This is a genomic window from Oceaniferula spumae, assembly GCF_042849255.1.
GTDB classification, from domain to species: domain Bacteria; phylum Verrucomicrobiota; class Verrucomicrobiia; order Verrucomicrobiales; family Akkermansiaceae; genus Oceaniferula; species Oceaniferula spumae.
In genome coordinates this window covers 3,714,628-3,739,657 of record NZ_AP026866.1, presented here as the reverse complement: position 1 = coordinate 3,739,657, position 25,030 = coordinate 3,714,628, and the positions used below count along the sequence as shown (strand labels likewise).

Here is a 25,030-nt window from a genome sequence, read left to right as displayed (position 1 = left end):
CCTTGCGGCATCCGGGTTCATTCTGGATTCTGAAATTTAGTCTCTGGAATCTAATCAGGAATACATCTTAGTGTAGTATTCGTCAGCCATGCGGTCGGAGTCGAAGAATGGGACGACTTCGTTCATGCTGTTGAGAACGATCTTCCACCAATCGTCTTGGTTTTCGTAATAGGTAGGAAGCACTACGGTATCGAGGATCTGGTAAAAACCTAACATGTCGTGTTGATCACGCGCTTCGGGTGTGAGGTTTGGATCGGCTTCCGGGATGATGAACGAGTTGTGACCATCCTTGGCAAACTCACATACCCAGCCGTCGTTGGTGGAGAAGTTCACGCTACCGTTCATCGCAGCAGTCATGCCGGATGTGCCGGATGCTTCGAGAGTGACCACAGGGTTATTGAGCCAGATATCGGAGCCATCCTTGAGCAGCTTGGAGAGCGAAAGCTCATAACCAACCATGACAGTGGCGTTGGCGTATTGCTGGGTGACCTTGACGAGGTGGTTGAAGGTGTCGATCGCGCCGTAGTCTTTTGGATACGGCTTACCGGCCCAGATGACCTGCACTGGTCGGTCGGCGTTCTTGAGCATAGCCTCAAAGCGTTCGACATCGCGGGCGATGAGATCGGCGCGTTTGTAACCAGCGAACCGGCGGGCCCAGACGATGGTGAGGTAGTCTGGATCAAAGAGGCGGCCAGTTTGATCGGCCACTTCCTTGAATAGGCGCTTCTTCAGCTCTCTTTTGCGCTTTGCCAGAGCCTTGATGTCTCCGGCTACACGAGCTGCTTCTAGTTGTTCGTCGACCCAGTATTTTTTATTCTGGGCATTGGTGACGTGATCGATTTCGCAGATGCCGCTGTGGCCTTTCCACATTTTGCGTGAGACTTCACCGTGTAATTTGGAAACAGCATTGGCTTTGCTACTGAGGCGGAGAGCTGCGAGCGAGTGGTTAAATTCATCCCCCTCGACACCGCAGAGTTTGCGTGCCTCATCCTTGGTCAGACCATTGAAAAAGGTAAACTTGTGTAACAGATCGAAACTGGATTTCTCGTTACCCGCCTCGACGGGTGTGTGGGTGGTGAAGACGAAACGTTTCTTCACATCGTCGAGTGACTTGTTTCTGCCGTAGACATGGAACGCGGCGGAAAGAGCGTGAGCTTCGTTGAGGTGCCAGACATCGGGATCAACGCCTAGTTTATCCAACAATGTCGCCCCACCAATTCCTAACAGAATATATTGAGCCGTGCGGGTCAGGAAATCAGAGTCGTAAAGACGGTGCGAAATCGTGCGTGACATGACATCATTCTCTTCGATGTCAGTGGTCATGAAAAACATAGGAGCGGAGCCAAAAGTATCGGCGGGCAGATACATCACTTTCACCCAGACATCATGGCCGTGGATTTTGATAGTGTATTTGATGCCTGTTTCCTCGAGGAAGTGGTAGTGCTTACGGCGCTGCTGCACGGCCATCTCACGGTTTTCACCGCGAGCTTGATTGTAGTAGCCGTAGGACCAAAGGATTCCGATTCCGACCAGATTCTGCTTCAGGTCATAGGCGCTGCGCATGTGAGAACCGGCCAGGAAACCCAGGCCACCGGAATAAATTTTCAGAGTCTGGTCGATGGCGAACTCGGAGCTGAAATACGCGACGCTCTTCTTGTATTTGTCGTCGATCTTGAAGGGATGTTGGTAGGGTTCTGGTAAAAAACTCATGTGGTTAGGGTCGTTATGATACTGAGGGGGAGGCGTTTGATACTCCTGCTCATTGATTTAGCCAAGCCGCATTTGCTACTTTCTGGATGCTTCGCTTGCTGCTATCCACCTCGGTAGAAACTTGAATCATGGCGAAGTGGAAAAAATGGATTCTAGGAGAGTGGAGCTGGACAAGACCACTCAAGTCCCTTGCCTTCATCTATCTAGCCTTGCTAGTTGTGGCGCTGGGCTTCTCAAACAAGCTTCTTTTCCAGCCACCGAAATCCGGCTACGAAATAGGCCAAGACGATTTCCTGCTGATCCCTCGCTCCAATGGAGATCCGGTGGCGATGTATTACCTGGAAGCCAAAGCAGGCATGCCGACCCTTTTGTGGTCGCACGGAAACGCTGAGGACATTGGGTATTTAAATGATCGGTTCAACGAGTTTCACGCTCGTGGCTACGGTATCCTCGCCTACGATTACCCCGGTTATGGGAAAAGTGTCGGGAAACCCAATGAGGAGTCCTGCTATGATGCCTGTCGGACAGCATGGGAGCATTTGACTCAAAAACTCAATATTCCCTCCGATCAAATCATCATCTACGGACAGTCCGTGGGCAGTGGTCCATCGGTCTGGCTGGCAGAACAGAAACCTTGCGCAGGGCTGATGCTAGTATCCCCTTTCGTATCTGCATTCCGCGCAGTCACCCGAATTCCTCTCTTCCCAGGTGATCAGTTCAAAAACATCAAACGCATCGACAAGATTCAGACACCGTTATTGATTGTTCACGGCGATCAGGACCAAGTCATCAGCCAGTGGCATGGGAAAAAACTCTATCAGCACCACGGTGGCCCGAAGACGTTTATCGATATCCAAGGAGCAGGTCACAACGACCTGTATCTACTCGCCATGGACGAAGTGCTCGATTCGCTCGATACATTCCGCGCGGAGATCATGCCTGCCAAGTAGTGCCGATCACAGTCTGACATCGAAAAAATCCAACATCACAGCCCGGTAAACCTGTCTCTTGAACTCAGGCAGCCATTTGAGTTTGAAGTGCTCCGGCTTGATCCATTTGTAACGGCCGAACTCCGGATTCTTATGTCCGTTCAGATTGATTTCCGGGGCGCTCTTTTTAAGGCGGCACAGATAATATGTCTGTTCCTGACCATCGAAATAACATTTCTGTTTTCGAACTTGGTCCGGATAGAGGTAGGTGTAGCCCCCTCTTTTCTCTAGAATCTTGTAGCTGTCAGCTGGCAGGCCAATTTCCTCTTCAACCTCTCGGATCAAGGCCTTGGTCAGTTTTTCACCTGAGTCTGCGCCGCCTTGGGGGAACTGCCACGCGCCCTTGGATTTAACACGTTCGCAAACCAGGAGTTTGCCCTCGCGGTTAATCACTAGTGCCGCGACGTTCGGTCGATAACTTGCCATGACGGGGTGTTTATTAACTACAGGATTTTGAACGATCAAGGATTCATCAAGCTTTTCATGAAACTTTGTTGCCAGTCTGTAGTTTCACAACTATCGTCCATCCTCATCATACCGACTCATCAACATGAAAAAAATCTATACTCACCTCGCCGCGCTATCACTCATGATAGTCGCATCGCCCGCAATCATGGCTCAAGACACAGCCAATCCGGAGTCAACGTCTAACAGCGCCACAAGTGAAGAAGCAGGTCCTCGCCGCTTCTGGCAAGCGAATCTTCCAGGGGGCAGCTATGTGGTGGCCTTGGATCGGATTTCATCAATCAGCAAACACACCTACATCATCGATGGCAATCTAAGGGTCACAGAGGTTGTGATCGATACCAGTGGCAACTCGCTAGCGCGCTTCTACTACATCATCCCAGTCAGTGAAGACGCCGAGTCCAATGTGGCGGGTCGTATTACCGAACGCACAAAGGGCATTATCGACAAAGTCGGCGAGCGCACTGGTGTGGACGGTAACAGCATCGTAGCCAAGCAATACCCCACTACCACTCACGCAAAGACTGTGGAGTATCGCATCTCCGATGAAGGTGATCTGGATAAACTCCTCGGCAGCGTCCGCAAGGCATGGATGAATGGCGCAGGTAAGAAATTTACGATCAGATTAAAGTAACTATCGCTCAGAAGCTCTTACCGCTTAGTCTTCTCCAGATCCTCTTCGAGTTTATCTTTGTCCTCCTTTTTCTCGGGCTCCTCACGCGGTTGACGTGGTGCACCGGGAATAAGGTCGAAAATACCTCTGACTCCCTGCTCGATACCTGCGGCGGGTCCTTCCTCCAGCCCTTTTTGAACCGCTTCGACTCCGGTCTTCAACGCATCCGCTCCAGTTTCGGCGGTTTTTTCAGGCAGTTGGGTGGCAGTGTCATGGGCGAATTTCAGTGCCATTTTTCCGGTTTCGGGCACGAGTTCAAACATCCGCTCGCCGGCCGCGGCGATCATTCGATCGCTGAGATCTTCCTTGGGAGCATCTACCGTTCCAGTGATGCGCAAGGGGGCCCAGAGTAAACCCTTGTCGCCACGCAAAAAGACCTTGGTCTCCGCGCCTGGAATATGAGCCAGGGTGCCTGGGGTAATGCCGACTTTAAAGCGACCGTCAACACGACCGTCCACCAGAGTCATCTCGCCCTCGATCCGAACAAGACCTTCGGTCGCCAGAACAATTTCTGTGAGTTCGAGGCGGTCTCCTTCTTTCCTGTATTTCAATTTGGCCTCAGAAAAATCGAGGCGGCGAAAACGGCGCGAATTGGCATAGGCCGCGATCCGGTCGAGTACAGGTAGTGACTCTAGCACTCCTCGCTTAAGCTCCAGCTCACCGCGGACGATGGTAGCGCCCAGGGTTCCGTCGCTTTGCGCTCTACCTGACTGCACCTTAAACTCTGTGGTCAGATTCCCAGTGAGGCGCTTTTGCCAGTCTGGCGGCACCAGTTCCTCAACGCGGACATCGCGTAAGTTTCCGTAAAAACCAAATTCACCACCATTGATCTCACCGCTGAAGTCTAGCAGGCCACGCTCGTAGACCTTGGATCTCGACTCAGTGATGTAAATTCGACCGTCTTGATATTTGCCTCTGGCACTATCCAGTTCCAATGGTGATCCAAACCAAGTTGTCTCAATTAAACCGTCTGATAGATTCACATCATAAGCGCCATCGGCGCTGGCCGCATCAATTCTGGCAATGAGGTTGGACGCCTCCAAATGACCGGCTTTGGTTTCAAGATTCAGATTAAGACGCTCGATCTGAGCGGATGACAACTCAGCCCTGTTAGGCAGCAGACTGGCCAGAAAACCAACTTCGTCGCCAGGATCAGTTACTGGTGTCGGATCATTTTCTGGTTCTGCGGCTGCGTCTTCATTTTTAGCACTACGGGTATCGAGATCGAGATCGAGCTGTTTCACCCGCAATCCGGAGACTTCCCATACACCGCGTCGAACACCCGACAAATTCACCTTGGCCTCGATGCCATCGGCTCGCATGCCACGAATCAAATCGCCATTCTCAGAACTAAATCCCTCAGTCCTCGCCTGCATCCCCTGCCACTCAAACAACTCGAATTGAGCTTCAGCTCCAATGGCATCCCCCACTGTTTCACCCAGAAATACCCGGAAGTCATCGCTGTGAAGATATGACTTCAGCCAAAAATAGCCTCCAAAACCTGCAAGAATTACCGCCAGCACGAGTATGGACAAGATGCGATATGTCCACTTGGCACCTCCGCCCCTTCCTGCTGATGATCTACGAGCTGGTTTTCTTCTCTGCGAACGTCTCGACATGGCATAAGCCTAACTCTGACCTCTAATTCCACAAGTTTTCTTCTCGCCACGATTTGCAACTTTCCCTAATAAACTCGGTTGAAACAGGACGACCTACCCTGTTTCTACTAACACACTAGATCCCACCGTGCTCGAACTCAAAGACGTCTGCTTCTCCATCCAAAAAGACGGAGAACCCATCAATCTCATCGACAACGTTACTCTGGATGTTCCGCGCGGACATTTCATGGCCATTGTCGGACCATCAGGCTGCGGCAAAACCACGCTGCTTAAAACCATCGCAGGACTGAACGAAGAGTCTGCCGGAGATCTCATCTGGAACGGACGTAACCTCGCCGAGGAAGAGGACTTTGATCCTGCGGAAATCGGCTACGTCCCACAGTTTTCCATCGCTTACGATCAGCTGACGGTCGACGAATCGATCGAATCCGCCACCCGCTTGCGCGTGAAAACTCGCAACATCGCGGAGCTGGATAATCGCATAGACCGAATCCTCGAAGAAACAGGGCTGGCGACACTGGCGGACCGTCCTGTGAAAGTGCTGTCAGGAGGACAGAAGCGACGTCTTGGTCTGGCCATGGAGCTGGTTACCGGCCCGCACCTGCTACTGTGTGACGAAGTTACCTCCGGACTCGATCCAAGATCGGAGCGCGACATCGTTAGACTGCTGCACCAACTTTCCCGCCGTGACGGACGCACCGTAATATCGGTGACCCACTCGCTCGCTCATCTGGAGCTTTATGATTCCATTCTCGTGCTTCACGAAGGACGTGTGGCCTACCATGGTCCGCCGGAGGGGCTAACGCATTATTTCTCCGTGGAGGACATGGAAGAAGTCTATCCACAGCTGGCTAAGCAACGTTCCGAAAAATGGCAAAGCTCCTGGCTGAAACACCGTGTGGCGTATTACGACAAGCTGGAAAGGCGCCGTGAGCAGCAAATCAAGGAAGGCACACTCTCGCTGCCCGAAGACGTTCTGAAGCAGAAAAAATCCGCGCCTAAAGCCGACACGGAACAAGTGCAGGAGGAAAAACCCTCCCGCCGCAAAAAACGCTCCCACCACGAAACCGCACCTCTGGATGACCCGGCAGGTGAAGATGAAATCGTACGCGAGGCCGCAGAGCTGGTGCGCACACCAAGTGTCTTCAGCCAATTTAGCACTCTGTTAGGAAGACGATGGAAAATTTTCTTCCGAGACCGCGGTCAGGTATTTCTCCAGCTCGCCATCCTCGTCTGCTTCCCTATCCTCGTCGCCTTATTCAGCGATCGGGGCAACGAGAACATCAAACGCTTTTCTGATCGCTATGAAGGCACCCTGCAGGAAATCAAGGAACACACTATGGTGGAAAAAAGCTACCTTAGCGTGGGCTCTGCTGTTTCCGGCATCGTCATGTTCCAAGTGGTTCTGCTCTCACTGATGGGTTCTAACAACTCAGCCCGAGAAGTTGCGGGTGAGAGATTGATTTTCGAAAAGGAAAAGTTCGGAGGCATCCGGCCATCGGCCTACCTTGGTAGCAAGATCGCGTTCCTAGGCAGTCTGATTTTGATTCAGTCGCTATGGATGGCCATCTTTGTCCAGCAGTTCTGGAAATTCCCCGATGGAAGTGACACCGGTTTCCTCGATCACACGGTCTTTCTTGTGATGGTCAACGCAGCGATGACCTTTGTGTGCCTTGGCATTTCATCACTGATGAAAACAGCCGAGCAATCATCGCTGCTTTCGATCTACCTCGTTGGTTTCCAACTCCCCCTCTCCGGTGCCGTCCTGGCTCTGCCTGAGAGCATTGAAAGCATCACTCGGCCATTCATTTCCGCCTACTGGGCGTGGTCCGGTAGTATCGACTCGATGAATCCGAGCTATCGCAATGCTATCGATGCGGTGACCGAAACATCGTTCCAGAGCTCCAGTGCCTGCCATTATCTACTCGGCATTCACATCGCAGTCGGCCTAATCGCCTCATACATCGGCCTCAAACGTCACCACTGGGATTAAATCATTCCACTATCACTCTTCTACCTTCATCATTTTCACATGGCCCGCAGATCAAGATCCAAAACCACCAGTAAAAGTAACCTCGCCGTCTATATCATCGTCGGTGTCGCCGTAATCGGCGCACTCATCGCAGGCAAAATCATCCTCGATAAACGTGCCCAGCATTTCTCAAACCTGAGCGAACTGTCCATCGCAGACTTCAAAAACAACGCCAACAGCCTGAGTGGCAATGAATATCGCATCAGCGGAAAAATCATCGAAAAGCTCAAATGGACCTCCGATCGAGGCCAGTTAATTTCCCTGACCACCGAACAAGGTGACGGGGATGAAGGCATGATTGGCATCATGGTTCCGGCCGGCATCGATAACGTAAATCTCGAAAAAGGGCACAGCTACACCTTCAAGGTAGAAATCAATCGCGAAGGAATGCCAGTTGCGCTCGATGTCAAAGCGAAGTAAACTCCATCAACTACAGCTACTTATTATGAAAAATCTTCACACTCGAGTCCCACGCACCGTAATTGCGATGGCAGCCATCCCCTGCTTCGCCCTACCCGTCACCGCACAAGTTTACGATCCTACAAAAGGAGGTGGAGCCAAACCCAAGCCAGCACCTTCCGGCGGAGGCGACACCACCATCGTGCGTGAAAAAAAGGAGTCCAGCTCTCCCTATGGCAACGAGGTCCCATTCATTGATCCTACTCAGGAAACCATCACCCTGATGGGTCACACCTTCAACCTCGGCGATAACCGTCTGGGTGGACAGTTTGAATCCTACCTCGCTGACACTCCCAACCAGTCTGCCGCGGCCAAGGAATACCGCGAAACCATCGACGCCATCCTTGATGCCGTTTCCCCACACACCAAAGGAGTTACCATTTCACAGAAACTGCGCAACGGCTTCGCCCTTCTCCCCCGTGCTTCATCTTACCCTGGTGACGGCCGGATTTGCGACTCCCTTTCTAATGCCATCTACGCGGCTATGCTCTCCAAGGGCTCGATCAGCAACTCCAAGGACTACATCGAAAGCCTGGAGAAGGAGAAAAAACGCATCATCTACAATGCCGACATCGTCGCCAAGAAACAGGAACTGGGTGATTCCGAGGCCAACACCAAAAAAACAGGTGGAAAAGGCAAAGCCAAAAAAACCACCATCGAGAAATCCACCGAGTCCTACGAACTTCAGGAGATGCAAAAACGCATCATCGAGATCGAGGCCCTGAAGAAAATGCATCAGGCCAAAGACGAGATCAACATCGTGCAGGCCAAGATTCAGTATCAGGCTCTGCTCGCACAGCTCTTTGTCCAACGTCGCTTCGAACACGTCGTCATCGGCACACGATTCTACAACCTGATCTTCCGCGACGGAGACAGCAAGATGCGCCTGAAGAAGAACTCTGATGTGTCCAAATTCTTCGGCGAAGGTCTGGGGGTTGATCCCACCGTCACCGGTCTCGACTCGGCTGCCAATGAAGCCATGCGCAAAGTCACCACCTTTGTTGCTGCCTTTAAGAATCACCTCTCGCACAACGAGCTACATTCCGCCTCGCGTCGTCTCACCGAGGCCTATGCCATTGGCGAGTTCCTGCCTGCCGTGCAAACAATTCCCGCTGAGGACCGTCGCCAAATTCTGGAATACGTTCGCGATGGACACGCCTTGGTCAAAGCCATGGACGTCCACGACTATGCACGTGCTCAGGTTTACTTAGAAGCTTTGAAAAAACGCTCCAGCGACTTTGACTCTACCAAAGCCGAGGGTGCGATCGCGGCCTATACCCGCGTTTCCGATGGTCACGTGCGCGCTGCCAAGATCGCCCTGATGCAGGGTGATCAGGAGAAGTTTGAACAAGAACTCAAAAACGCCACCCAAGTATGGCCCACCAATCCTCGCCTCAAGGAAATCGACAAACGTCTCGATTCCATGCTGGATAAAGGTGAAGTTGCCAAGACTCTACTAGACGATTTCGATCGCCTGCTCAGCGAAAGTAACTTCCGTGAGATCTTTAAGCGCCAGTATGAATTTGTGCCTGTGGTGCAAGATGACTCTGAGCGTAAGGACGCCGTTGAACAAATCATCAAGAACATCCATCGCATCGATGGCTCCATCATTCAGGCCAAGGAGTTTTCCAAGATTGGCAATGACTACGCTGCCTGGGAAAGCCTCGCCACCCTGCGCGATGAGTTCCCTAAAGATCCGGAACTTCTTCGCCAGTTGGAAAAACTCTCATCCAAAGTCGCCGACTTCACCGTGGCCCTGACCCGAGCCAAGGAGTTTGAGGACAACGATCTCAATCCGCAGACCGGTTCCGCGCTGTCATGGTATCTGGAAGCCAAGAGCATTTATCCGGACAGTAAGTTCGCCCAAGAAGGCATCGACCGCTTGGTCAAACGTATCCTGCCTGAACCCGGTGACACTCCTGTGAGCAGTGAGCCTGTCGCTGACGGCGGTGCCGAATAAATCTCCACGATCCACCACCCTTCAAAAACGCGCTGGCTACATGGCTTGCGCGTTTTTTCTTTCTCTGCTTTTTGGTTGGTTTGCTTCTGGAAAAAACCGCGCCAGCAAGGGGCATGCCAAGCCACTGTATGATGGCAAATTTGACGATCTTTTACTTGCCACTATCTCCGTTATTTCTATGCTCATCGCCTCTACTTGGAGCGAGGGTGTATACCCCCGCTTTTTAGTTTTAGAGCACCCCCTATTTCCAGAACACCCTCACTATCCACGACTAACATTATGTATCCCGTCATCACTCCTATCGCAGGTCTCGTCGGCCTCGGTATCGCTTTTATCATTCTAGCAAGTATCCTCAAGCGCTCCGGCGGTGAGGGAAAAGTGAAAGAAATTGCGGATCAAATCCATAACGGAGCCATGGTTTTCATGAAGCGTGAGTTCCTGCTGATCTCCTTCTTCGCCGTGATCATCGGAGGCTTGCTCTTCTTCTTCCAAAAAGGTGACTACGGTAAGGAGCAGTCACTGGCGTTCTTCCTCGGCTGTCTAGCCTCATCTTTCGCTGGATTCGTAGGTATGTTCACCGCCACCCGCGCCAACGTCCGCACTACTCTGGCTGCTCGGGACAATGGCCAAGCAGATGCTCTCAGCGTCGCATTCTTCGGAGGTTCGGTAATGGGACTAACAGTAGCATCCATGGGCTTGATCGGACTCGGCGGACTTTATTATTTCTACAAGGACAACGTGCATGTGGCTGAAATTATGGAAGGCTTCGCCATGGGAGCTTCCCTGGTCGCACTGTTCTATCGTGTCGGCGGCGGCATCTTCACCAAGGCAGCGGACGTCGGTGCCGATCTAGTTGGCAAGGTGGAAGCTGGCATTCCAGAGGACGATCCCCGTAACCCTGGTGTGATCGCTGATAACGTAGGTGACAACGTCGGTGATGTCGCAGGCATGGGCTCTGATATTTTCGAATCTTACTGCGGTGCACAGATCGCCACCGTCGCCATCGCTGGTGCCTTAGCCGTCAATGCTGCAGAAGCACTGGGTGCAACTCGCGAGACGCTAATGTACCTCCCCCTCGGCCTAACAACCATGGGCCTGCTCTGCTCTGTGTTGGGTATCCTGCTGGTCAAAATGATGTCCGCCAAGAACCCTGCCAGCGCACTGCGCATCGGCACCATCGGTGCGGCGATCATTTTCATCGTCGGTGCCTACGCCCTTTGTAATCATCTTGAAATCAATAGCCAGATCGCCTCTGCCGTTCTTTGCGGTGCCGTCGGTGGCATCGTCATCGGCCTGGTAACCGAGTATTACACTGGAGGAAAACCTGTGCGCGATATTGCCAAGTCCGGCGAAACCGGAGTGGCCACGGTGATGATTACAGGACTATCTGTCGGCATGAAGTCGGTGGCTATTCCACTGCTTACACTCGCCGCTACAATCTTTGTTTCCTTTGAATTCGCCGGCCTCTATGGCGTCGGCCTGGCGGCTGTCGGTATGCTTGGCACCGTCGGAATCACCATGGCCATCGATGCGTATGGCCCTGTAGCCGATAACGCTGGCGGCATCGCCGAGATGAGCGCCATGGGCCCCGAGACTCGCAAGATCACCGATGGTCTGGACGCCGTAGGGAATACCACCGCAGCCATCGGTAAGGGATTTGCCATTGGTGCCGCCGGACTGGCCGCACTCGCCCTGATCACCGCGTTCATTCAGAAAGCAGACATCAGCAACTTTGATTTCACCGATCACGCCGTGCTCCGCACCTTCTTTGTCGGGCTATTCATTGGAGGAGTGATTCCCTTCCTCAATGGAGCCATCACCATGGAAGCTGTGGGCAGCGCAGCCTTTGACATGATCAATGAAATCCGCCGCCAGTTCCGCGAGATCCCTGGTCTTCTGGAAGGCACCGGAACACCTGATTCCGCAAAGTGTGTGGACATCGCTACCCGCGCCGCGACCAAGCGCATGATCCTCCCCGCCGTGCTGGCAGTAGGCACCCCCCTGGCCGTTGGATTTGGCTTCGAAGCCATCGCTGGAGTAGGAGCTATCGCCCTGACTGGAACCCTCAGTGGAGCCCTGTTAGGCTGTATTCTGATGGCTCTGTTCATGTCCAATGCCGGTGGAGCATGGGATAATGCTAAGAAATACGTGGAGGAAGGTCACAACGGCGGCAAAGGCTCCGAGACCCATAAGGGCTGCGTCGTGGGTGATACCGTCGGTGATCCCTTCAAGGACACCTCCGGCCCATCCATGAACATTCTCATCAATGTGATGGCGATTGTTAGTCTTGTCATTGCTCCGCTCTTGTAGGATATTAGCAGTTGTTAAGTAAAGATGCCGACAACTGCTCAAAAACAGAAAACCAAATTGAGTCCTGGGCAACCGACGTATCGGGCCCCAGCTACCAAAGACCTGGTCCAGGTCAAGATGGGGCCCAATCTTGGGCAGCGTGATCGCTCGGTGCCATACAAGCGCCCGTTCGTCTTGGCAGTGCTCAGCACTCTGGCATTTTACCTGTCGGTGATTGCTCTGTTAGCAGGAATCATCGCTTTCTTTTTAGCTACGAAGGAGCTTCAGCATCGTACCGCCTATGTGATTGCCGGTCTGCTGATTGCCTGTGCGTTCACCTGGCTCTTCGCCTATTTGATGCGCCGTAGAGCAACCTGCCCCCTGTGCAAATGTACCCCTTTACTCGATAATTTGGCACTAAAGCATGAAAAATCCTTCAAGGCATGGCCCATGAATTACGGCCACACAGCGGTGCTGAATATTGTTTTTACCCAACGGTGGCGATGCATGTATTGCGGCACCCCTTTTGACATCACCAAGACCAAGCTCAGGGAACCCATGTCCAGGTCCAAGCCCAAGAAGAAGCGCTCTTCTTCAAGAAAACGCAGATAGGCTTATCTGATCCGTATTAAATGTGAGGAATTGGGATCCATTTTTTGACCACTTGGGCCAGTTTAGTCCTTCTCTAACTTGGGTCTTTTGCTCAGGATACAGCCAATCATGATTCACAAAAAACTGATCCTATCAGCCACCGCACTCCTACTGCCTCTGCAGTCCCATGCAGACAACGTCTCTCCTGCTCTGCCAACCACCGGCAATCAACCCTGGACTGGAGCGGACCTTTGGGCCAACCCCATGGAAGACTGGCAAACCAAAGTCACAGACGGCAAAGCCAGTGCCCATAATTACCATGCAGGCGGCGACAGAGAACTCGTCATCCTGACCGCCGAAATCTCTGAGGACAAAGCCCCTCTGGAAATTTCAGCCACCTTCGACACCATCCATGCCCCAGCCAAAGGATCTAAGGGATTCATTGGTTTCCAGCTTGGCCTGCAAGGTCTATTCGATGATTACCGTGACTCCGCCATCTACGGTGCTGGCTTCGCAGCAGGTATCAAAGCTGACGGCACCTTATTCATCGGCGGCCACAGTTCGGAAAAACCTCTGATCAAAAATTTCGAACAGCCTATCGATCTGAAACTTACCGCTAAGCCCAGCGATAGCGGCACTTACACCATCACCTTAACAGCAGGAGACCATACACTTATCAATGAAGGAGTTCATGCCTCATGGCTTCCGGGACTTGCCTCATACACGGTAAGCACACAAGCGCCTAACACCCATCTAGTGCGTCAACCACGACCTAAGAACGTTCAAAGCATTAAACAAAACAGAGGTGGCAGCTGGCAGGCCGCCATCTCTAACATGTCACTCAGTGGGGACAAAGTCACCGCCCACCCTGACCGCTCTTTCGGCCCGATCTACTGGACTCAATACACGCTCGAGCACAGTGGCAAACTGAACCTCATCGCTCAGATCGCGCCAGTTATCACGGAAGGACAGTCGGTAACACTCACGGTCGACGGCCAAACATCCACAGCCAAGATCAATGCTCAATCACGAGTCGCCACTTTCCATCTGGATGGTATCGACGTGACCAAGGACCACAATTATACAGTCACCTGGAAAGACCACACCTTCGCGGGAATCGTCCGCAAAGAACCCACCGATAAAGAGAACCTAACAGTAGCGACTCTCTCCTGCAACGACGCCACTGGCTTCCCCCACAACTTGCTCGTCGGTAACGTCAAAGATCACAACCCTGACTTGATCGCGTTCATGGGTGACCAGATCTATGAACCCATCGGAGGCTACGGACTGTTGTTCGGAAAAAATAACACCGAATACGACGATCGCACTGTGCTCTGCTACCTACGAAAATACGCCATGCACGGCTGGAGTTGGCGTGAACTTCTGCGCAACACACCAGCTTTTGCCATACCTGATGACCACGACGTCTTTCACGGCAACATCTGGGGCTCTGGCGGAAAGTTAGCGGATCGCTCAGGAGGCATTTATGCCGGAGCACAAGACAGCGGCGGCTACAAAATGTCCGTCGGCTTCGTCAACGCCGTGCATGAGACCCAGACAGGTTCTCTTCCTTTGCCCATCGACCCAGCTCCAACTGAATCAGGCATCTCCGTCTATTTCACCAATTGGAAATACGCTGGCATCGACATGGCAATCCTCGCCGATCGACAGTGGAAGTCAGCCCCCAAAGCACTGCTGCCCGAATCCAAAATAAATAACGGCTGGCCACAGAATCGCAATAAACAACGCCCTGGCCTCACAACCCCACGCGAACTCGATGTTGCGGGTGCTGAGCTATTAGGAAAACGTCAGGAAGCCTTCTTGGAGAAATGGGCATCTAACAAGGATGAAAAATCCAAGTGGAATCTCGTCATTTCAGCCACCCCGCTCATGACACTTCAGTCCATTCCCGAAGATAAGTTCTCCGATGCTGTAGTCCCTTCACTCAAGCGGATGAAACCGGGTGAATACCCATCAACCGATATTCCAAAGTTGGACTATGACTCTAACGGTTGGCCACAAAGCAAACGCGATCTTGCCGTAGATCTCATCACTAAAGCAGGTGCGGTTCACGTCACCGGCGACCAACACTTAGGTTCCTCAGGACAATATGGCGTCAAAAAGTTTAACGACAGTGCTTGGTGGATTTCATCACCCGCTATCGCCAATCTCTGGCCGCGCCGTTGGTTCCCTAAAGACGGTGGAGCCAATCGTGTGAATGGAGCACCAAAATACACTGGAGAGTTTGAAGACGGCTTCGGCAACAAAATGACGCTACATGCCGCATCCAATCCCTACGACATCGAAAAGGAACCATCTCGCCTCTACGATAAGGCCGTGGGATATTCCATTCTAACACTGCATCGAAGCGACGGAACCGTCACTCTGGCTAACTGGCCTTACTATGCTAGCCCAACGAACGAAACGGAGAACAAACCATATCTGGGTTGGCCCATCACCATCGATCCGAAAACCAATAAGCGCGTCAAGTAAACGGTGGGGATCACAGACCTAGTATTAACTTCACCCCAGGCTACCTCACTGATAAACATAGGGCATGCAAGTTCGCCAATATGAATGCTCCGCTGGTACGGTATCCATCCGCAATACTCAAACCAGCGACATTCCGGATCTCATCGCACTGTACAACCGGGCTTTCCCCTCGTTGGTGGAAACCGATTCTGCATGGCGTGTCGATCAGCTGCAGTCACATCTGGAACGGTTTGCCGAAGGGCAGATCATCGCAGAGCTGAACGGCGTTCCAGTGGGAGCGGCTTCGAGTTTAATTGTTTCTCTAGGTTCGGATCCGCTACGGCCACACACCTACTACGGTATCACCGACGACGGATATTTTTACAATCACGATGCCCGAGGCGACACCCTATACGGTGCCGATGTTTACGTTGATCCCGATTGCCAGCGCTGCGGCATCGGTAAGGCTCTCTACGAAGTGCGCCGTGACATCTGCCGCAAACTCAACCTGCGTAGGATCCTATCTGGCGGTCGATTGCTGGGCTACGAAAACCACGCCAAAGACTATTCTGCCGAAGAATACGTCTCTCTAGTTCAGGCAGGAGAACTGCATGATCCGGTGCTTTCTTTCCAACTCAAGGAAGGCTTTGTGGTTCGAGATGTGATGCCGAACTACATCCGCGATGCCCGTAGCCATAACCATGCATCACTGATTGAGTGGCTAAATCCAGACTATCAGGCAGCCGCAAAGGATAACTCGAAGGTGCGAGTTTCCTGCGTGCAGTATCAAATGCGGCGCATCGCAGACTTTAACGAGTTTGCAGGTCAGGTTCGATACTTCGTGGAAACTGCAGCCGACTATAATTCAGAGTTCGTTTTGTTTCCTGAATTCTTCTCGGTGCAGTTACTTTCCCATCTCGATCCCCTAACATCTCAAGAAGGTATTCGGAAGCTTGCCGACCTAACAGATGACTTCACCGACCTTATTGCTAATCTCTCCCGTGAGTTCGGACTCTACATCATCGCTGGCTCGCACCCGGTACTACAAAAAGACGGCAGCCTGCAGAATGTCGCGATGTTATTCCGTCCGGACGGCTCATACGTCGGTCAACCAAAACTGCACATCACCCCGTCCGAGCGCATCTACTGGGGAATCAGCGGAGGCAACGAGCTTTATCTGGTACAGACGCCGAAAGCAAAAGTCGGTATCCTGATTTGTTACGACATCGAATTTCCGGAAGCCGCTCGCTACTTGGCGGAAAAAGGAGCGGAGATCATCTTTGTGCCCTACTGCACGGACAACCGTCAGGGCTACCTGCGTGTGCGAACTTGCGCTCAGGCACGAGCGATTGAAAACCAAATCTACGTGGTGACCGCCGGCGTCATCGGCAACCTGCCAGACGTGCCTGCCATGGACATTCATTATGGTCGCGCCGCCGTGTTCACACCTTCGGATTTTGAGTTTGCCCGCGACGGCATCCAGGCCGAGGCCGACTCCAATGTAGAAACCATGCTAGTGACAGATCTCGATATCGACGATCTCTACCGCTCACGCGAGACCGGCTCCGTCACTCCGATGCGTGACCGCCGACTCGACCTGTTCGATATGCGCTACCACCTGCGCAATCGATTTGAAAAAGGAGGCGTCGAACGCTCCACGCCAGCGGAATAACATCTCTTCTATCGGTTGATCACTCTGCCCTGCCGGTCGATGCCTCGTTCGATGAGAATGCGATGGTTTTGATCTCCCCGAGTGGTGTGGAACAGCCCAAGCATTCGCTGACCCGCGCGACCACCGATGGTCATGACCGCCAACTTCTTCGAAGGATCATCCGTGTTACTGGCCACCACACGCATGGTTCCACTATCGCTGAGCTGGTAACGCACCACGCCACGATGGCCTGCCTCGACCTTCATCGTCTCGTCGTTGACGCTGACGTGAACTGCTTTGTCCGTGGTGTTCACAAACTGAAAAGTCCCCAGTGGAAACGAACGCTCGGCAAGATCCACCGCAACAGCTGTTAGTTTTCCTTTTTTCTGGAGGAGATAGACGAAGACTCTGGTGACGCCCTCCTCGAACGTGAACTTGCAAGCCTCTTTGTAGGACATGATGCCTTCTACATCGACCTGTTTCCGCATCACCATGATGCCTTCTTGAGTGGGAGAAAGTTTGTAGTCGGCAGCGTCCAATGACGCGCGTTGCATTTCTTTTACAAACACACCACCCTTTTTGACAAAGATCGCCTCGACCAGGGGGTGATCGACAGCAGCGAGATCATCACTTTCCCAACTCGCGACAAGCAGGGGCCCGCCATCAGGATTAACGGCGACAGCTTCTACCTCTTTGCCCGCAGTATCCTGCTGCTCTGCAGGACCGATATCAGGCTCTGCCCATGACTGACTACCGAGAGCAACGCAAAGGATAAGCATGCATGTTAGCATGAAGGGAGTTTGGTGTTTCATAGCTTGGTTGTGGGAAATGGGGTTATCAATGTCGTCTCATCATGCGCCTAACTAATCGCGATTGATGATGTCTGCCTGCCGGTCAACCCCACGTTCGAGTAACAGTCGGTGTGTCTTGCCGTCACGGAAGGCATGAAAAAATCCAATAATTCTCTGCTCACTGCGGCCACCGACCGTCATCACGGCCAGTAACTTCTGGGGCTTGTCTGTCGATTTCACCTCAATGCGCAGCGTGCCCTTGGAGGATATCGCGTATTTCATCTTCCCCCTAGAGCGAGGTTTCACACCGATCGCCTTGCCGTTGATGCTCAGGATCACGGGCTGCTCAGTGGTATTCAGAAATACAAACTGCCCCATGGGAAAGCTGCGCAAGCTGGTGTCGACAGCTAGCACTTTGTTTTTATCGCCTTCGGCAAAATGATAGATGAACAGCTGCTCAGCACCGGCGGGCACGGGGGTCTCTGCCACAGGAGTATACGCTTGTTCTCCGTCGACCTCGGTGCGTTTGTAAAATACGAGACTGCCATCCGTCAGCAGACCTTCATACTCAGGGCTGACTTCGGCCGGGTTCACTACCATTGCCTGATAGCCCTTCGGTGTTCGGCAGTAGAGTTCCTTTCCTGACGGTTTGGCTTCGGGCTGAACCATATCGTTGACCCATGAGTAAATCTTGAATCTCACCTTGCGCGCCGATTTAGCATCATCCTGAGCAGACACCGGAGAACAAACCAGCACACATACACCGATCATCAAGAAACACAGCCCAGCACTGCGCCTAAATAAGGAAGATGGATGACTACAAAATTCCATAGTTCTATAAATACAAGTTCGGACGCTAAATTACCACCGATCAGGAGGAAGTCATATGAGCAACCTCGCTCTTCGGCAACCAGCGAAATGATTGAATGATAAATCTGCGACCGAAGCGTTGGTTCACTGGATTCAATACTGGTGTAAACTCCCTGGTGCCATCGTCATTGACGGCCACCTCATAGGGGGCTTTATCGGATGCTTCAGTGGGATCCAGGTATTCAACCTCACGCTGCACCACCGCCTCACACACAGCTCTGGCGAGCACCTTTCCGGCCGCATCTTTGCTTACTCCCATGGCACGGATCGTAAAGCTGTCGCCGCGGGCAGTGATGAAGGGGTCGATCTGCCGAAGGATGTCGCTTTGCTTCAACGCTCCCGGAAGATGGGAATTCGCCGATTTTCTAACTGACTTTGCCCCTGGGTAAAATCGTATGTCGTCGACATATTCTGACGGATCGATGACCTTGTCACCTTCCAGTGTTCCCAACAGTCCCGCTGCATCGATCGCGGCTTGGATAGCGCCCGCAAATCTAACATCCTCATACTCCGCCCCGCCACCGGATGTGTCCTCGCGTAGCAGACTTTCCAGTTGGTCGGTCCGGTTGACAAATGATGCCACACTGGGAAACGGGCCGCGTCTTTTGATCTGGTGCACGATTTCCTCCGCCAGTGTGCGCACTTGGTCCGAGGTTAATCGTATATGTTTATCCCCCGATGCCGCATCGGTTTCGGAGATGCTGGTGACATCGACGCTGCCGAAGGCGTCCATGCGCGGAGAAAAACTCACCGTGCTTTCAGGCGATCCCCCGAGCTGATCGCGATCGATACCGAGCGAAGAGGACAGCAGCATTTCCCAGGCGGCAACCGAGGTTGAGTTGATGTTAAAGCCACCACGCAGTCTGAGACGTTTGGCACTCGTAATCTGGCGCAGCATCTCCACGTCCTCGGTCTGCGGTCGCATGCGTGAGTTGATCAACGGCTCTTCAGGCATGTATTTCCCTGTCTGGGGCACCGTGGAAAAGAAGTAACGGTCGTAGTAGCGATCATTCAATAGATAAGAGATATCGTAGTGGTTGCTGGTTACCCGCCAGTTTTGGTAGTCCCGTTTACCCATGCTGCCGACGTGCACCAAGGATGGCGAGGAAACATCATCGTGCAGGACATTGAGTCTGAAATCTGCTATGGAGTTGCCGATCGGATAAGCTGGGTAATTTGAGGTTCCCAACCACATATAACGAAGCGTGCCGCGTGTTGTGTTGGCACCCGCCGTGAAGCCAGAGTGATTCAGCTGTGTCAACGAGGTGATCGAACCCGATTCACCATTCGGGTAGCCCGGCTCCGGGCCCGATCCGGTTTCTGAAATAACCATCTTTTTTGCAGGTCCCAGATATCCGTTGCCGATGAATGTCTGCCTCTCTTCGGCGTCGACCGTTGGCACAGTATAAATGCTGCGTGCATTCTGGTAATCATAAAGCCCACCCATGAGGGAGGGGGAAATCTCAGTGCCCTCGGAAGCATAGAATTTGGTGAGCCCCGAGTTCTTGCTATGGGAATACGTGTCACCGATACCTGCGTGGAAGACCGCCTTGGGATTGTAATGCGCCATGTATGGAAACAGCAGACTCTTCTGGTCCGGATGAATTCGGTCAGCTTGCAACGGTAGGTAGTCTTCCCCCATGCGCAGTGCGTATTTGTAAAGCAAGCCGGGGAAATCCCCGCGTGTGTCCTGATGGGAATCGTCTGTGGTGGGAGCATCAAAGAACGGTGAGTTCGACCCGACGCGGCTGCTCAGTCGGGACCAGTAAGACATGTATTTCATACTCCCGCTGTCATCGTATCGGGCATACCAGAGGTTGTTATCGTTTCCTACGCCACCAAGTCCAAAGGAAATCTTGGGGTAACGTGTATCCGTTGGAGCCAGTGTCGCCATGTCATGGGTGCGTCCGTCCAGAGAGAAGGCGTGTCCTTTGCCTGGCCGCCAGCCTTTTGCCAATTCGACTGTGAACGATGTCGCACGGGTGGAACCGGTCCATGATTCCCCCGGTGGAGGAGATGTATATTGCGCGGCTGGACTATGGTCGAATGTATTGGCTTCCGGTGAGAACACCATGGTCTCGCCAGGCTTGAGGACGGCATCTACATCGGCTGTGATGACCATGGTAAATTTCCACCCCCCTCTGGCTCCTCCGCTGTTATTGTACACCTTACCTTCCGAGAATATCGTGGCTCCGGGTTCGCTCTGCAGGGAATAGTTCGCCCGGAACAAATACAACCACCAGTTCGCCGTTCCGCTGCGCCTTTCCTGGTGAATCTCGATCCGCTTATCTAATCGGATCGGCACGTTGTAAGGATTCCACAAAGTCACCGCAGGAAACACGGAGTAGTAGACCTGGAATTTCCCAGGCTCGACGATGCGATACGCTGCATGGATGCCGGACTGCACCTGACTCATCACCGGCGCAATGCCATCTGTGCCAATCGAAACCTCCTGATTCGCATTCCCATTGAACCTATTGGCATAGTTGCGGAAATAGACCGGCATCGGGCTTAGGCCACCATTATTGCTGTCTCCACTCGCAGGTGGTCCCCACGCCTGGGCAGAGAGGGCGTCCATCTGCGGCGAAACATCCATCAGCTCCTCCGGCATATCCGGAGCATTTTGATCATTGAAAATCGCATAGGTGAGATCCTGGCGCAGTCCTCCGCTCCGCACATCGGTAAGCAAATTTTCGGAGGATACTGTTAGATCAGGTGAATAACTGAATGCTCCCCCCGTTTGATCACGCTGCATGTCATGAGCTAAGCCAGTCGCCCCCACTGTTACCAATTGAGACGCCTCCCGAGTATCCATTTCCAGACCATCCGCACCATCGCGGAATGGGTTGATAGGAGCACGTTGCGCCATCATGCGTGCAGCCACTGAGTCTTGCTCATGCTGGTTTCCCAAATCCACCCGGTTCTTTACCGATTCATCGGCCACCCACCATGCGTATTCGCCGCCCTGGATACCGACGAGCGGCACATTCACTGGGCGTGCGGCGGGAGCGTCGTCGTGTTGCAGCATGAACTCGGAGGACACGATATTCACCCATTTTTGATCAGCTGCCTTGTCCGCGGTGACATATCCTTCAGGGTAACTCGTCTTATCTAACAAACGACTACCATCCGTTAGATCAAACCTTGCGTTACCACTCACCAGAACCGCAGGTTTGCGTTTGAAGTCGTGACCTGGGATCATCCCTGGGCGGTGCCGATTGGTCTCAACATTAATCGCGTAGCTACTCGGGCTTAGGTCCATTTCAGAACCACTCACATCCCACACATAGGTATATAGAGGATTTTCTAGATCCGACTCAGTCTTGTGCCAGTCCTCATCTGTGATGTCGGCACGAGCTGTCACCCGCTGATCCGAACCGGCGTATTTCTGTAATTCACCAATGGCAATCATCAGCGCAACTCTTGCATTCGCCTCGGCTTGTATCTGTGCCTGATCGTTGTTCGCGCTGCGTGAATGAAGTTGCCCCAGACTCAACATCGCCAAAGAGATCAATAGCAGCAGAGTCATCACGCTAATGGTAGCGACCAAAGAAAAGCCGTGTTGGCTGACTCTTCTACTGGTAAGTACACACCTTGGACCTCTGGCTAGCATTTGCCTTTTAGTATTCACTTTGAATACACGCCGGTCAACGCAGCTTTTCCTAAGTGTCCATATTTGAACAATAGTTTAAAGAGCCTCCAGTGGCTACGAATACAGCTCTTGATCAGAGACTTATTACGCCTTCACTTTTTCGCTGCCAGCTTTTCAGTCACGGCAATCACAGCAATACCAGCCACTAACCAGGCGATGGCTACCCAAGTGGTTCCGACCTGGAAATCGGGAACTTCGCGATTCCAAGCAATCACCTTCATCTTGCCCTTAACGATCACGTATTCGGCAATCGATTTCCAAGGCCAGATAATAACTAGTGAGCCAGCGACGAAACCTGTAATCAAAGCTACCGCAGTATCGTGGTATTTTTTAAACAACCAGCTAAGCACGCGCGATAACACAATCAGACCTAATACCGCACCCAGACCGACAGGCATCAAAATTGGCAATGACTCCGAAAATTTGAATGCGCGCAGGTCGTTGACGGCATGAAGCACGATGAGTTTATAGTTCCCCATCAAGAGAAGAATAAATGATCCGGAAATGCCGGGAATAATCATACTGCACATACCAGCCACTCCGCAAATGAGGAGGTAACCGATGTTTCTGTTCTCACCAGCTGGCTCCAGAAAAGCCAACCAAACGGCAATGGCGGTTCCGATCAATAACGAGATGATTTCGATAACCCGCCATTTTTTCACCATTCTCCCAACAGAAAAAATCGAGGCCAGGATGAGACCAAAGAAAAATGCATCCACTAGCACTGGGCTGTGCTCGTAGGCATCCTTGAGGACTTTCGCCAAGGTTACGATACTGGCCAATACGCCAAGGCCGAGGGAGATTAAAAAGCCGAGGTCGACGTGTTTAGCAAAGGCTCCGATGTCGAATTTCAACAACATCCGGATCGCCTTCATATCGAAAGCTTTCAGCGCATCTAACAACCTCTGATAGATACCCGTGATAAATGCGATAGTCCCGCCAGATACACCGGGGACAACATTGGCCGCCCCCATGGCGAAACCTTTGAGAAAAGTAAAAAAATGTTCCATTCTAAAACCGTTAGATATCAGCGCCTCTATTTTCGAGCTGTTTGATGCGTTCTTGAAGTCTGGTGATTTCACGGGCCATGGGAGAAATCACCTGAGCTTTAAGACAGATCACAATACCAGAGATAAAGGTAATTGGGGCAAGCACGTTAAGGCTCGTTCCCGGAAACTGATTTGAGTAGAACATACCAAACGCTGATAACACGACGAGAACCAAACCACCTATGGCAGCAGCTCGCGGATACTTGGCACACTTTACCAAACTCTCACGGTCTTTGACTTTATCGTTGAGACCAGAGGTTTTCATTAGCTTGCATGTGGTCCGGGCAATGCGGAACCTTACATTTCCAGCATCAGGCGGCCTGGGTTTTCCAGACAGTCTTTGATGCGGAGCAGGAAGGTGACTGCCTCTTTGCCATCGACCAAGCGGTGATCGTAACTCAGGGCGAGATACATCATCGGCAGAATCACCACTTCACCATTCACTGCCATCGGGCGCTGTTGGATGGTGTGCATGCCGAGAATTCCGGACTGTGGCGGGTTAAGGATCGGGGTGCTGAGAAGAGACCCGTATACACCTCCGTTAGAGATGGTGAAGACACCGCCTTGCAGGTCTGACAGTTGAATTTTGCCTTCCTTGGCTTTGCCTGCGTAGTCGATGATTTCTTGCTCGATTTCAGCGAAGCCTTTTTGATCGCAGTCGCGAAGAACTGGAACTACGAGACCTTTCTCCGTGCCGATGGCGACACCGACATCGAAGAAATTGTTCTCAATGATATCGGTTCCGTCGATGCGGGCGTTAATCCCGGGCACATCCTTCAGGGCTTGCACCGTGGCTTTGACGAAGAAGGACATGAAGCCTAACTTGCAGCCGTATTTGGCGACGAAGTCCTCCTGGACTTCTTTGCGTAACTTCATCACGGCGGTCATGTCGACCTCGTTGAAGGTGGTCAAAATAGCGGCAGTCTGCTGAGCATTGACCAAGTGGCTGGCGATCTTGCGGCGCAGCATGGACATTTTCTTACGAGTAGTGCGACCATTATCCTCGCTCTGGGCTTGGCCTGAACGCTCTGGCGGATCAGGGACTACGGCAAGATCGGGCTTCATGCTTACAGGCGCAGCTGGAGCTGAAGCAGCGGGTGCAGGCGCAGCGGCGGCTGGTTTGGCTGGCTCGGAAGCTGCTGGTGCCGAGGCCTCAGGCTGGCTTTGCTGTTGTGACTGTGCTGGAGCAGAGCCCACAGTGAGAGTGCCGATCACAGTGCCAATGTCCACTTCTTCGCCTTCTTGCACGGTGATGTTGACTGTGCCGTTATCCTCGGCTTCGAGTTCGTTGGAGACTTTGTCTGTTTCCAGAGTCACCAAGATGTCACCTTTGGCAACGCTGTCTCCGTTAGAGATATGCCAGCGGCCAATGTTGGCCGAAGTGATGGACTCACCTGCGGCGGGCACTTTGATCTCGATGACTTTGCCATCATTGGCTGAGGCAGCAGGCGCGGGAGCCGATGCTTGGTCTGATGATGAGCTTGGTGCGGAATCGGCAGGTTCGGCATCTTGAGATGCCGCTGCGCTTTCTTCGATGGTGGCCACTACTGTTCCGATAGCTACCTCATCGCCCTCGGGGACGAGAATCTTGAGTGTGCCGGCAGCATCCGCTTCGAGATCATTGGAAACTTTGTCGGTTTCAATTGTGAGAACGGTCTCGCCCTTACTGACGGTATCTCCGTCTTGTTTGTGCCAGCGCGCGACGTTGGCGGAGGTAATGGACTCTCCGACGTTAGGAATCTTGACTTCAGTAGCCAT

Annotated in this window: 18 protein-coding genes; 9 read left to right on the top strand and 9 right to left on the bottom strand. The window is 52.5% G+C overall.

From position 1 onward, the window contains the following. Positions 1 to 54: 54 nt before the first annotated feature. The gene (gene glgP / locus ACSPJT_RS15865; RefSeq protein WP_435893537.1) at positions 55 to 1,710 is read right to left on the bottom strand and encodes an alpha-glucan family phosphorylase; all 1,656 of its coding nucleotides are present in this window, start codon (positions 1,708 to 1,710) and stop codon (positions 55 to 57) included. 128 nt (positions 1,711 to 1,838) lie between these two features. Here glgP and ACSPJT_RS15860 point away from each other — a divergent pair, with 128 nt between their 5' ends. Beyond that, positions 1,839 to 2,660: an alpha/beta hydrolase gene (locus tag ACSPJT_RS15860; protein WP_435893536.1), complete on the top strand. Its 822-nt coding sequence runs from the start codon at positions 1,839 to 1,841 to the stop codon at positions 2,658 to 2,660. Between the two features lie 6 nt (positions 2,661 to 2,666). Here the strand turns inward: ACSPJT_RS15860 and ACSPJT_RS15855 are convergent, their stop codons facing one another. Then, positions 2,667 to 3,125, bottom strand: a complete 459-nt coding sequence (locus ACSPJT_RS15855; protein WP_435893535.1) for an RNA pyrophosphohydrolase — start codon at positions 3,123 to 3,125, stop codon at positions 2,667 to 2,669. A 124-nt stretch (positions 3,126 to 3,249) separates the two neighbouring features. Between ACSPJT_RS15855 and ACSPJT_RS15850 the strand changes: the two genes are divergently transcribed. Then, the gene (locus ACSPJT_RS15850) at positions 3,250 to 3,798 is read left to right on the top strand and encodes a hypothetical protein (protein WP_435893534.1); all 549 of its coding nucleotides are present in this window, start codon (positions 3,250 to 3,252) and stop codon (positions 3,796 to 3,798) included. A gap of 17 nt (positions 3,799 to 3,815) precedes the next feature. Here ACSPJT_RS15850 and ACSPJT_RS15845 read toward each other — a convergent pair whose 3' ends face one another. Continuing rightward, positions 3,816 to 5,456, bottom strand: a complete 1,641-nt coding sequence (locus ACSPJT_RS15845; protein WP_435893533.1) for a hypothetical protein — start codon at positions 5,454 to 5,456, stop codon at positions 3,816 to 3,818. Positions 5,457 to 5,583: 127 nt separating this feature from the next. Between ACSPJT_RS15845 and ACSPJT_RS15840 the strand changes: the two genes are divergently transcribed. The 7 genes from ACSPJT_RS15840 (at position 5,584) to ACSPJT_RS15810 (ending at position 16,931) form a co-directional block, all read left to right on the top strand. Next, the gene (locus ACSPJT_RS15840; RefSeq protein WP_435893532.1) at positions 5,584 to 7,449 is read left to right on the top strand and encodes an ATP-binding cassette domain-containing protein; all 1,866 of its coding nucleotides are present in this window, start codon (positions 5,584 to 5,586) and stop codon (positions 7,447 to 7,449) included. A gap of 39 nt (positions 7,450 to 7,488) precedes the next feature. Beyond that, on the top strand, positions 7,489 to 7,908 hold the full coding sequence (locus ACSPJT_RS15835) for a hypothetical protein (protein WP_435893531.1): 420 nt from the start codon (positions 7,489 to 7,491) through the stop codon (positions 7,906 to 7,908). Positions 7,909 to 7,933: 25 nt separating this feature from the next. Further along, positions 7,934 to 9,907: a hypothetical protein gene (locus tag ACSPJT_RS15830; RefSeq protein ID WP_435893530.1), complete on the top strand. Its 1,974-nt coding sequence runs from the start codon at positions 7,934 to 7,936 to the stop codon at positions 9,905 to 9,907. A gap of 279 nt (positions 9,908 to 10,186) precedes the next feature. Beyond that, on the top strand, positions 10,187 to 12,217 hold the full coding sequence (locus ACSPJT_RS15825; RefSeq protein WP_435893529.1) for a sodium-translocating pyrophosphatase: 2,031 nt from the start codon (positions 10,187 to 10,189) through the stop codon (positions 12,215 to 12,217). A 24-nt stretch (positions 12,218 to 12,241) separates the two neighbouring features. Then, positions 12,242 to 12,808, top strand: a complete 567-nt coding sequence (locus ACSPJT_RS15820; RefSeq protein ID WP_435893528.1) for a hypothetical protein — start codon at positions 12,242 to 12,244, stop codon at positions 12,806 to 12,808. Between the two features lie 108 nt (positions 12,809 to 12,916). Next, positions 12,917 to 15,280 carry an alkaline phosphatase D family protein gene (locus ACSPJT_RS15815; protein ID WP_435893527.1) on the top strand — a complete coding sequence of 788 codons (2,364 nt, stop codon included), beginning with the start codon at positions 12,917 to 12,919 and terminating at the stop codon, positions 15,278 to 15,280. A 64-nt stretch (positions 15,281 to 15,344) separates the two neighbouring features. Then, positions 15,345 to 16,931, top strand: a complete 1,587-nt coding sequence (locus tag ACSPJT_RS15810) for a GNAT family N-acetyltransferase (RefSeq protein WP_435893526.1) — start codon at positions 15,345 to 15,347, stop codon at positions 16,929 to 16,931. A gap of 8 nt (positions 16,932 to 16,939) precedes the next feature. Here ACSPJT_RS15810 and ACSPJT_RS15805 read toward each other — a convergent pair whose 3' ends face one another. The 6 genes from ACSPJT_RS15805 to sucB all read right to left on the bottom strand — a co-directional run bounded on the left by ACSPJT_RS15805 (position 16,940) and on the right by sucB (position 25,030). Then, a complete protein-coding gene (locus ACSPJT_RS15805) occupies positions 16,940 to 17,722 on the bottom strand; it encodes a hypothetical protein (RefSeq protein WP_435893525.1) in 783 nt (260 codons plus the stop codon). Positions 17,723 to 17,773: 51 nt separating this feature from the next. Beyond that, positions 17,774 to 18,403, bottom strand: coding sequence for a hypothetical protein (locus ACSPJT_RS15800; RefSeq protein ID WP_435893524.1), 630 nt, complete (start codon positions 18,401 to 18,403; stop codon positions 17,774 to 17,776). Between the two features lie 169 nt (positions 18,404 to 18,572). Continuing rightward, entirely contained in the window at positions 18,573 to 22,103 is a 3,531-nt protein-coding gene (locus tag ACSPJT_RS15795) for a hypothetical protein (RefSeq protein WP_435893523.1), read from the bottom strand. Between the two features lie 212 nt (positions 22,104 to 22,315). Continuing rightward, positions 22,316 to 23,233, bottom strand: coding sequence for a DUF368 domain-containing protein (locus ACSPJT_RS15790; protein WP_435893522.1), 918 nt, complete (start codon positions 23,231 to 23,233; stop codon positions 22,316 to 22,318). Between the two features lie 10 nt (positions 23,234 to 23,243). Further along, positions 23,244 to 23,537 carry a hypothetical protein gene (locus tag ACSPJT_RS15785; RefSeq protein WP_435893521.1) on the bottom strand — a complete coding sequence of 98 codons (294 nt, stop codon included), beginning with the start codon at positions 23,535 to 23,537 and terminating at the stop codon, positions 23,244 to 23,246. A 32-nt stretch (positions 23,538 to 23,569) separates the two neighbouring features. Beyond that, a complete protein-coding gene (sucB, locus tag ACSPJT_RS15780; protein WP_435893520.1) occupies positions 23,570 to 25,030 on the bottom strand; it encodes a dihydrolipoyllysine-residue succinyltransferase in 1,461 nt (486 codons plus the stop codon).

What these genes read in the sequence shown, in the direction of transcription:
- glgP (WP_435893537.1), bottom strand. Translation starts at nt 1,710, where the DNA reads ATGAGTTTTTTACCAGAACCCTACCAACATCCCTTCAAGATCGACGAC.
- ACSPJT_RS15860 (WP_435893536.1), top strand. Translation starts at nt 1,839, where the DNA reads ATGGCGAAGTGGAAAAAATGGATTCTAGGAGAGTGGAGCTGGACAAGA.
- ACSPJT_RS15855 (WP_435893535.1), bottom strand. Translation starts at nt 3,125, where the DNA reads ATGGCAAGTTATCGACCGAACGTCGCGGCACTAGTGATTAACCGCGAG.
- ACSPJT_RS15850 (WP_435893534.1), top strand. Translation starts at nt 3,250, where the DNA reads ATGAAAAAAATCTATACTCACCTCGCCGCGCTATCACTCATGATAGTC.
- ACSPJT_RS15845 (WP_435893533.1), bottom strand. Translation starts at nt 5,456, where the DNA reads ATGTCGAGACGTTCGCAGAGAAGAAAACCAGCTCGTAGATCATCAGCA.
- ACSPJT_RS15835 (WP_435893531.1), top strand. Translation starts at nt 7,489, where the DNA reads ATGGCCCGCAGATCAAGATCCAAAACCACCAGTAAAAGTAACCTCGCC.
- ACSPJT_RS15830 (WP_435893530.1), top strand. Translation starts at nt 7,934, where the DNA reads ATGAAAAATCTTCACACTCGAGTCCCACGCACCGTAATTGCGATGGCA.
- ACSPJT_RS15825 (WP_435893529.1), top strand. Translation starts at nt 10,187, where the DNA reads ATGTATCCCGTCATCACTCCTATCGCAGGTCTCGTCGGCCTCGGTATC.
- ACSPJT_RS15820 (WP_435893528.1), top strand. Translation starts at nt 12,242, where the DNA reads ATGCCGACAACTGCTCAAAAACAGAAAACCAAATTGAGTCCTGGGCAA.
- ACSPJT_RS15815 (WP_435893527.1), top strand. Translation starts at nt 12,917, where the DNA reads ATGATTCACAAAAAACTGATCCTATCAGCCACCGCACTCCTACTGCCT.
- ACSPJT_RS15810 (WP_435893526.1), top strand. Translation starts at nt 15,345, where the DNA reads ATGCAAGTTCGCCAATATGAATGCTCCGCTGGTACGGTATCCATCCGC.
- ACSPJT_RS15805 (WP_435893525.1), bottom strand. Translation starts at nt 17,722, where the DNA reads ATGAAACACCAAACTCCCTTCATGCTAACATGCATGCTTATCCTTTGC.
- ACSPJT_RS15790 (WP_435893522.1), bottom strand. Translation starts at nt 23,233, where the DNA reads ATGGAACATTTTTTTACTTTTCTCAAAGGTTTCGCCATGGGGGCGGCC.
- ACSPJT_RS15785 (WP_435893521.1), bottom strand. Translation starts at nt 23,537, where the DNA reads ATGAAAACCTCTGGTCTCAACGATAAAGTCAAAGACCGTGAGAGTTTG.
- sucB (WP_435893520.1), bottom strand. Translation starts at nt 25,030, where the DNA reads ATGGCTACTGAAGTCAAGATTCCTAACGTCGGAGAGTCCATTACCTCC.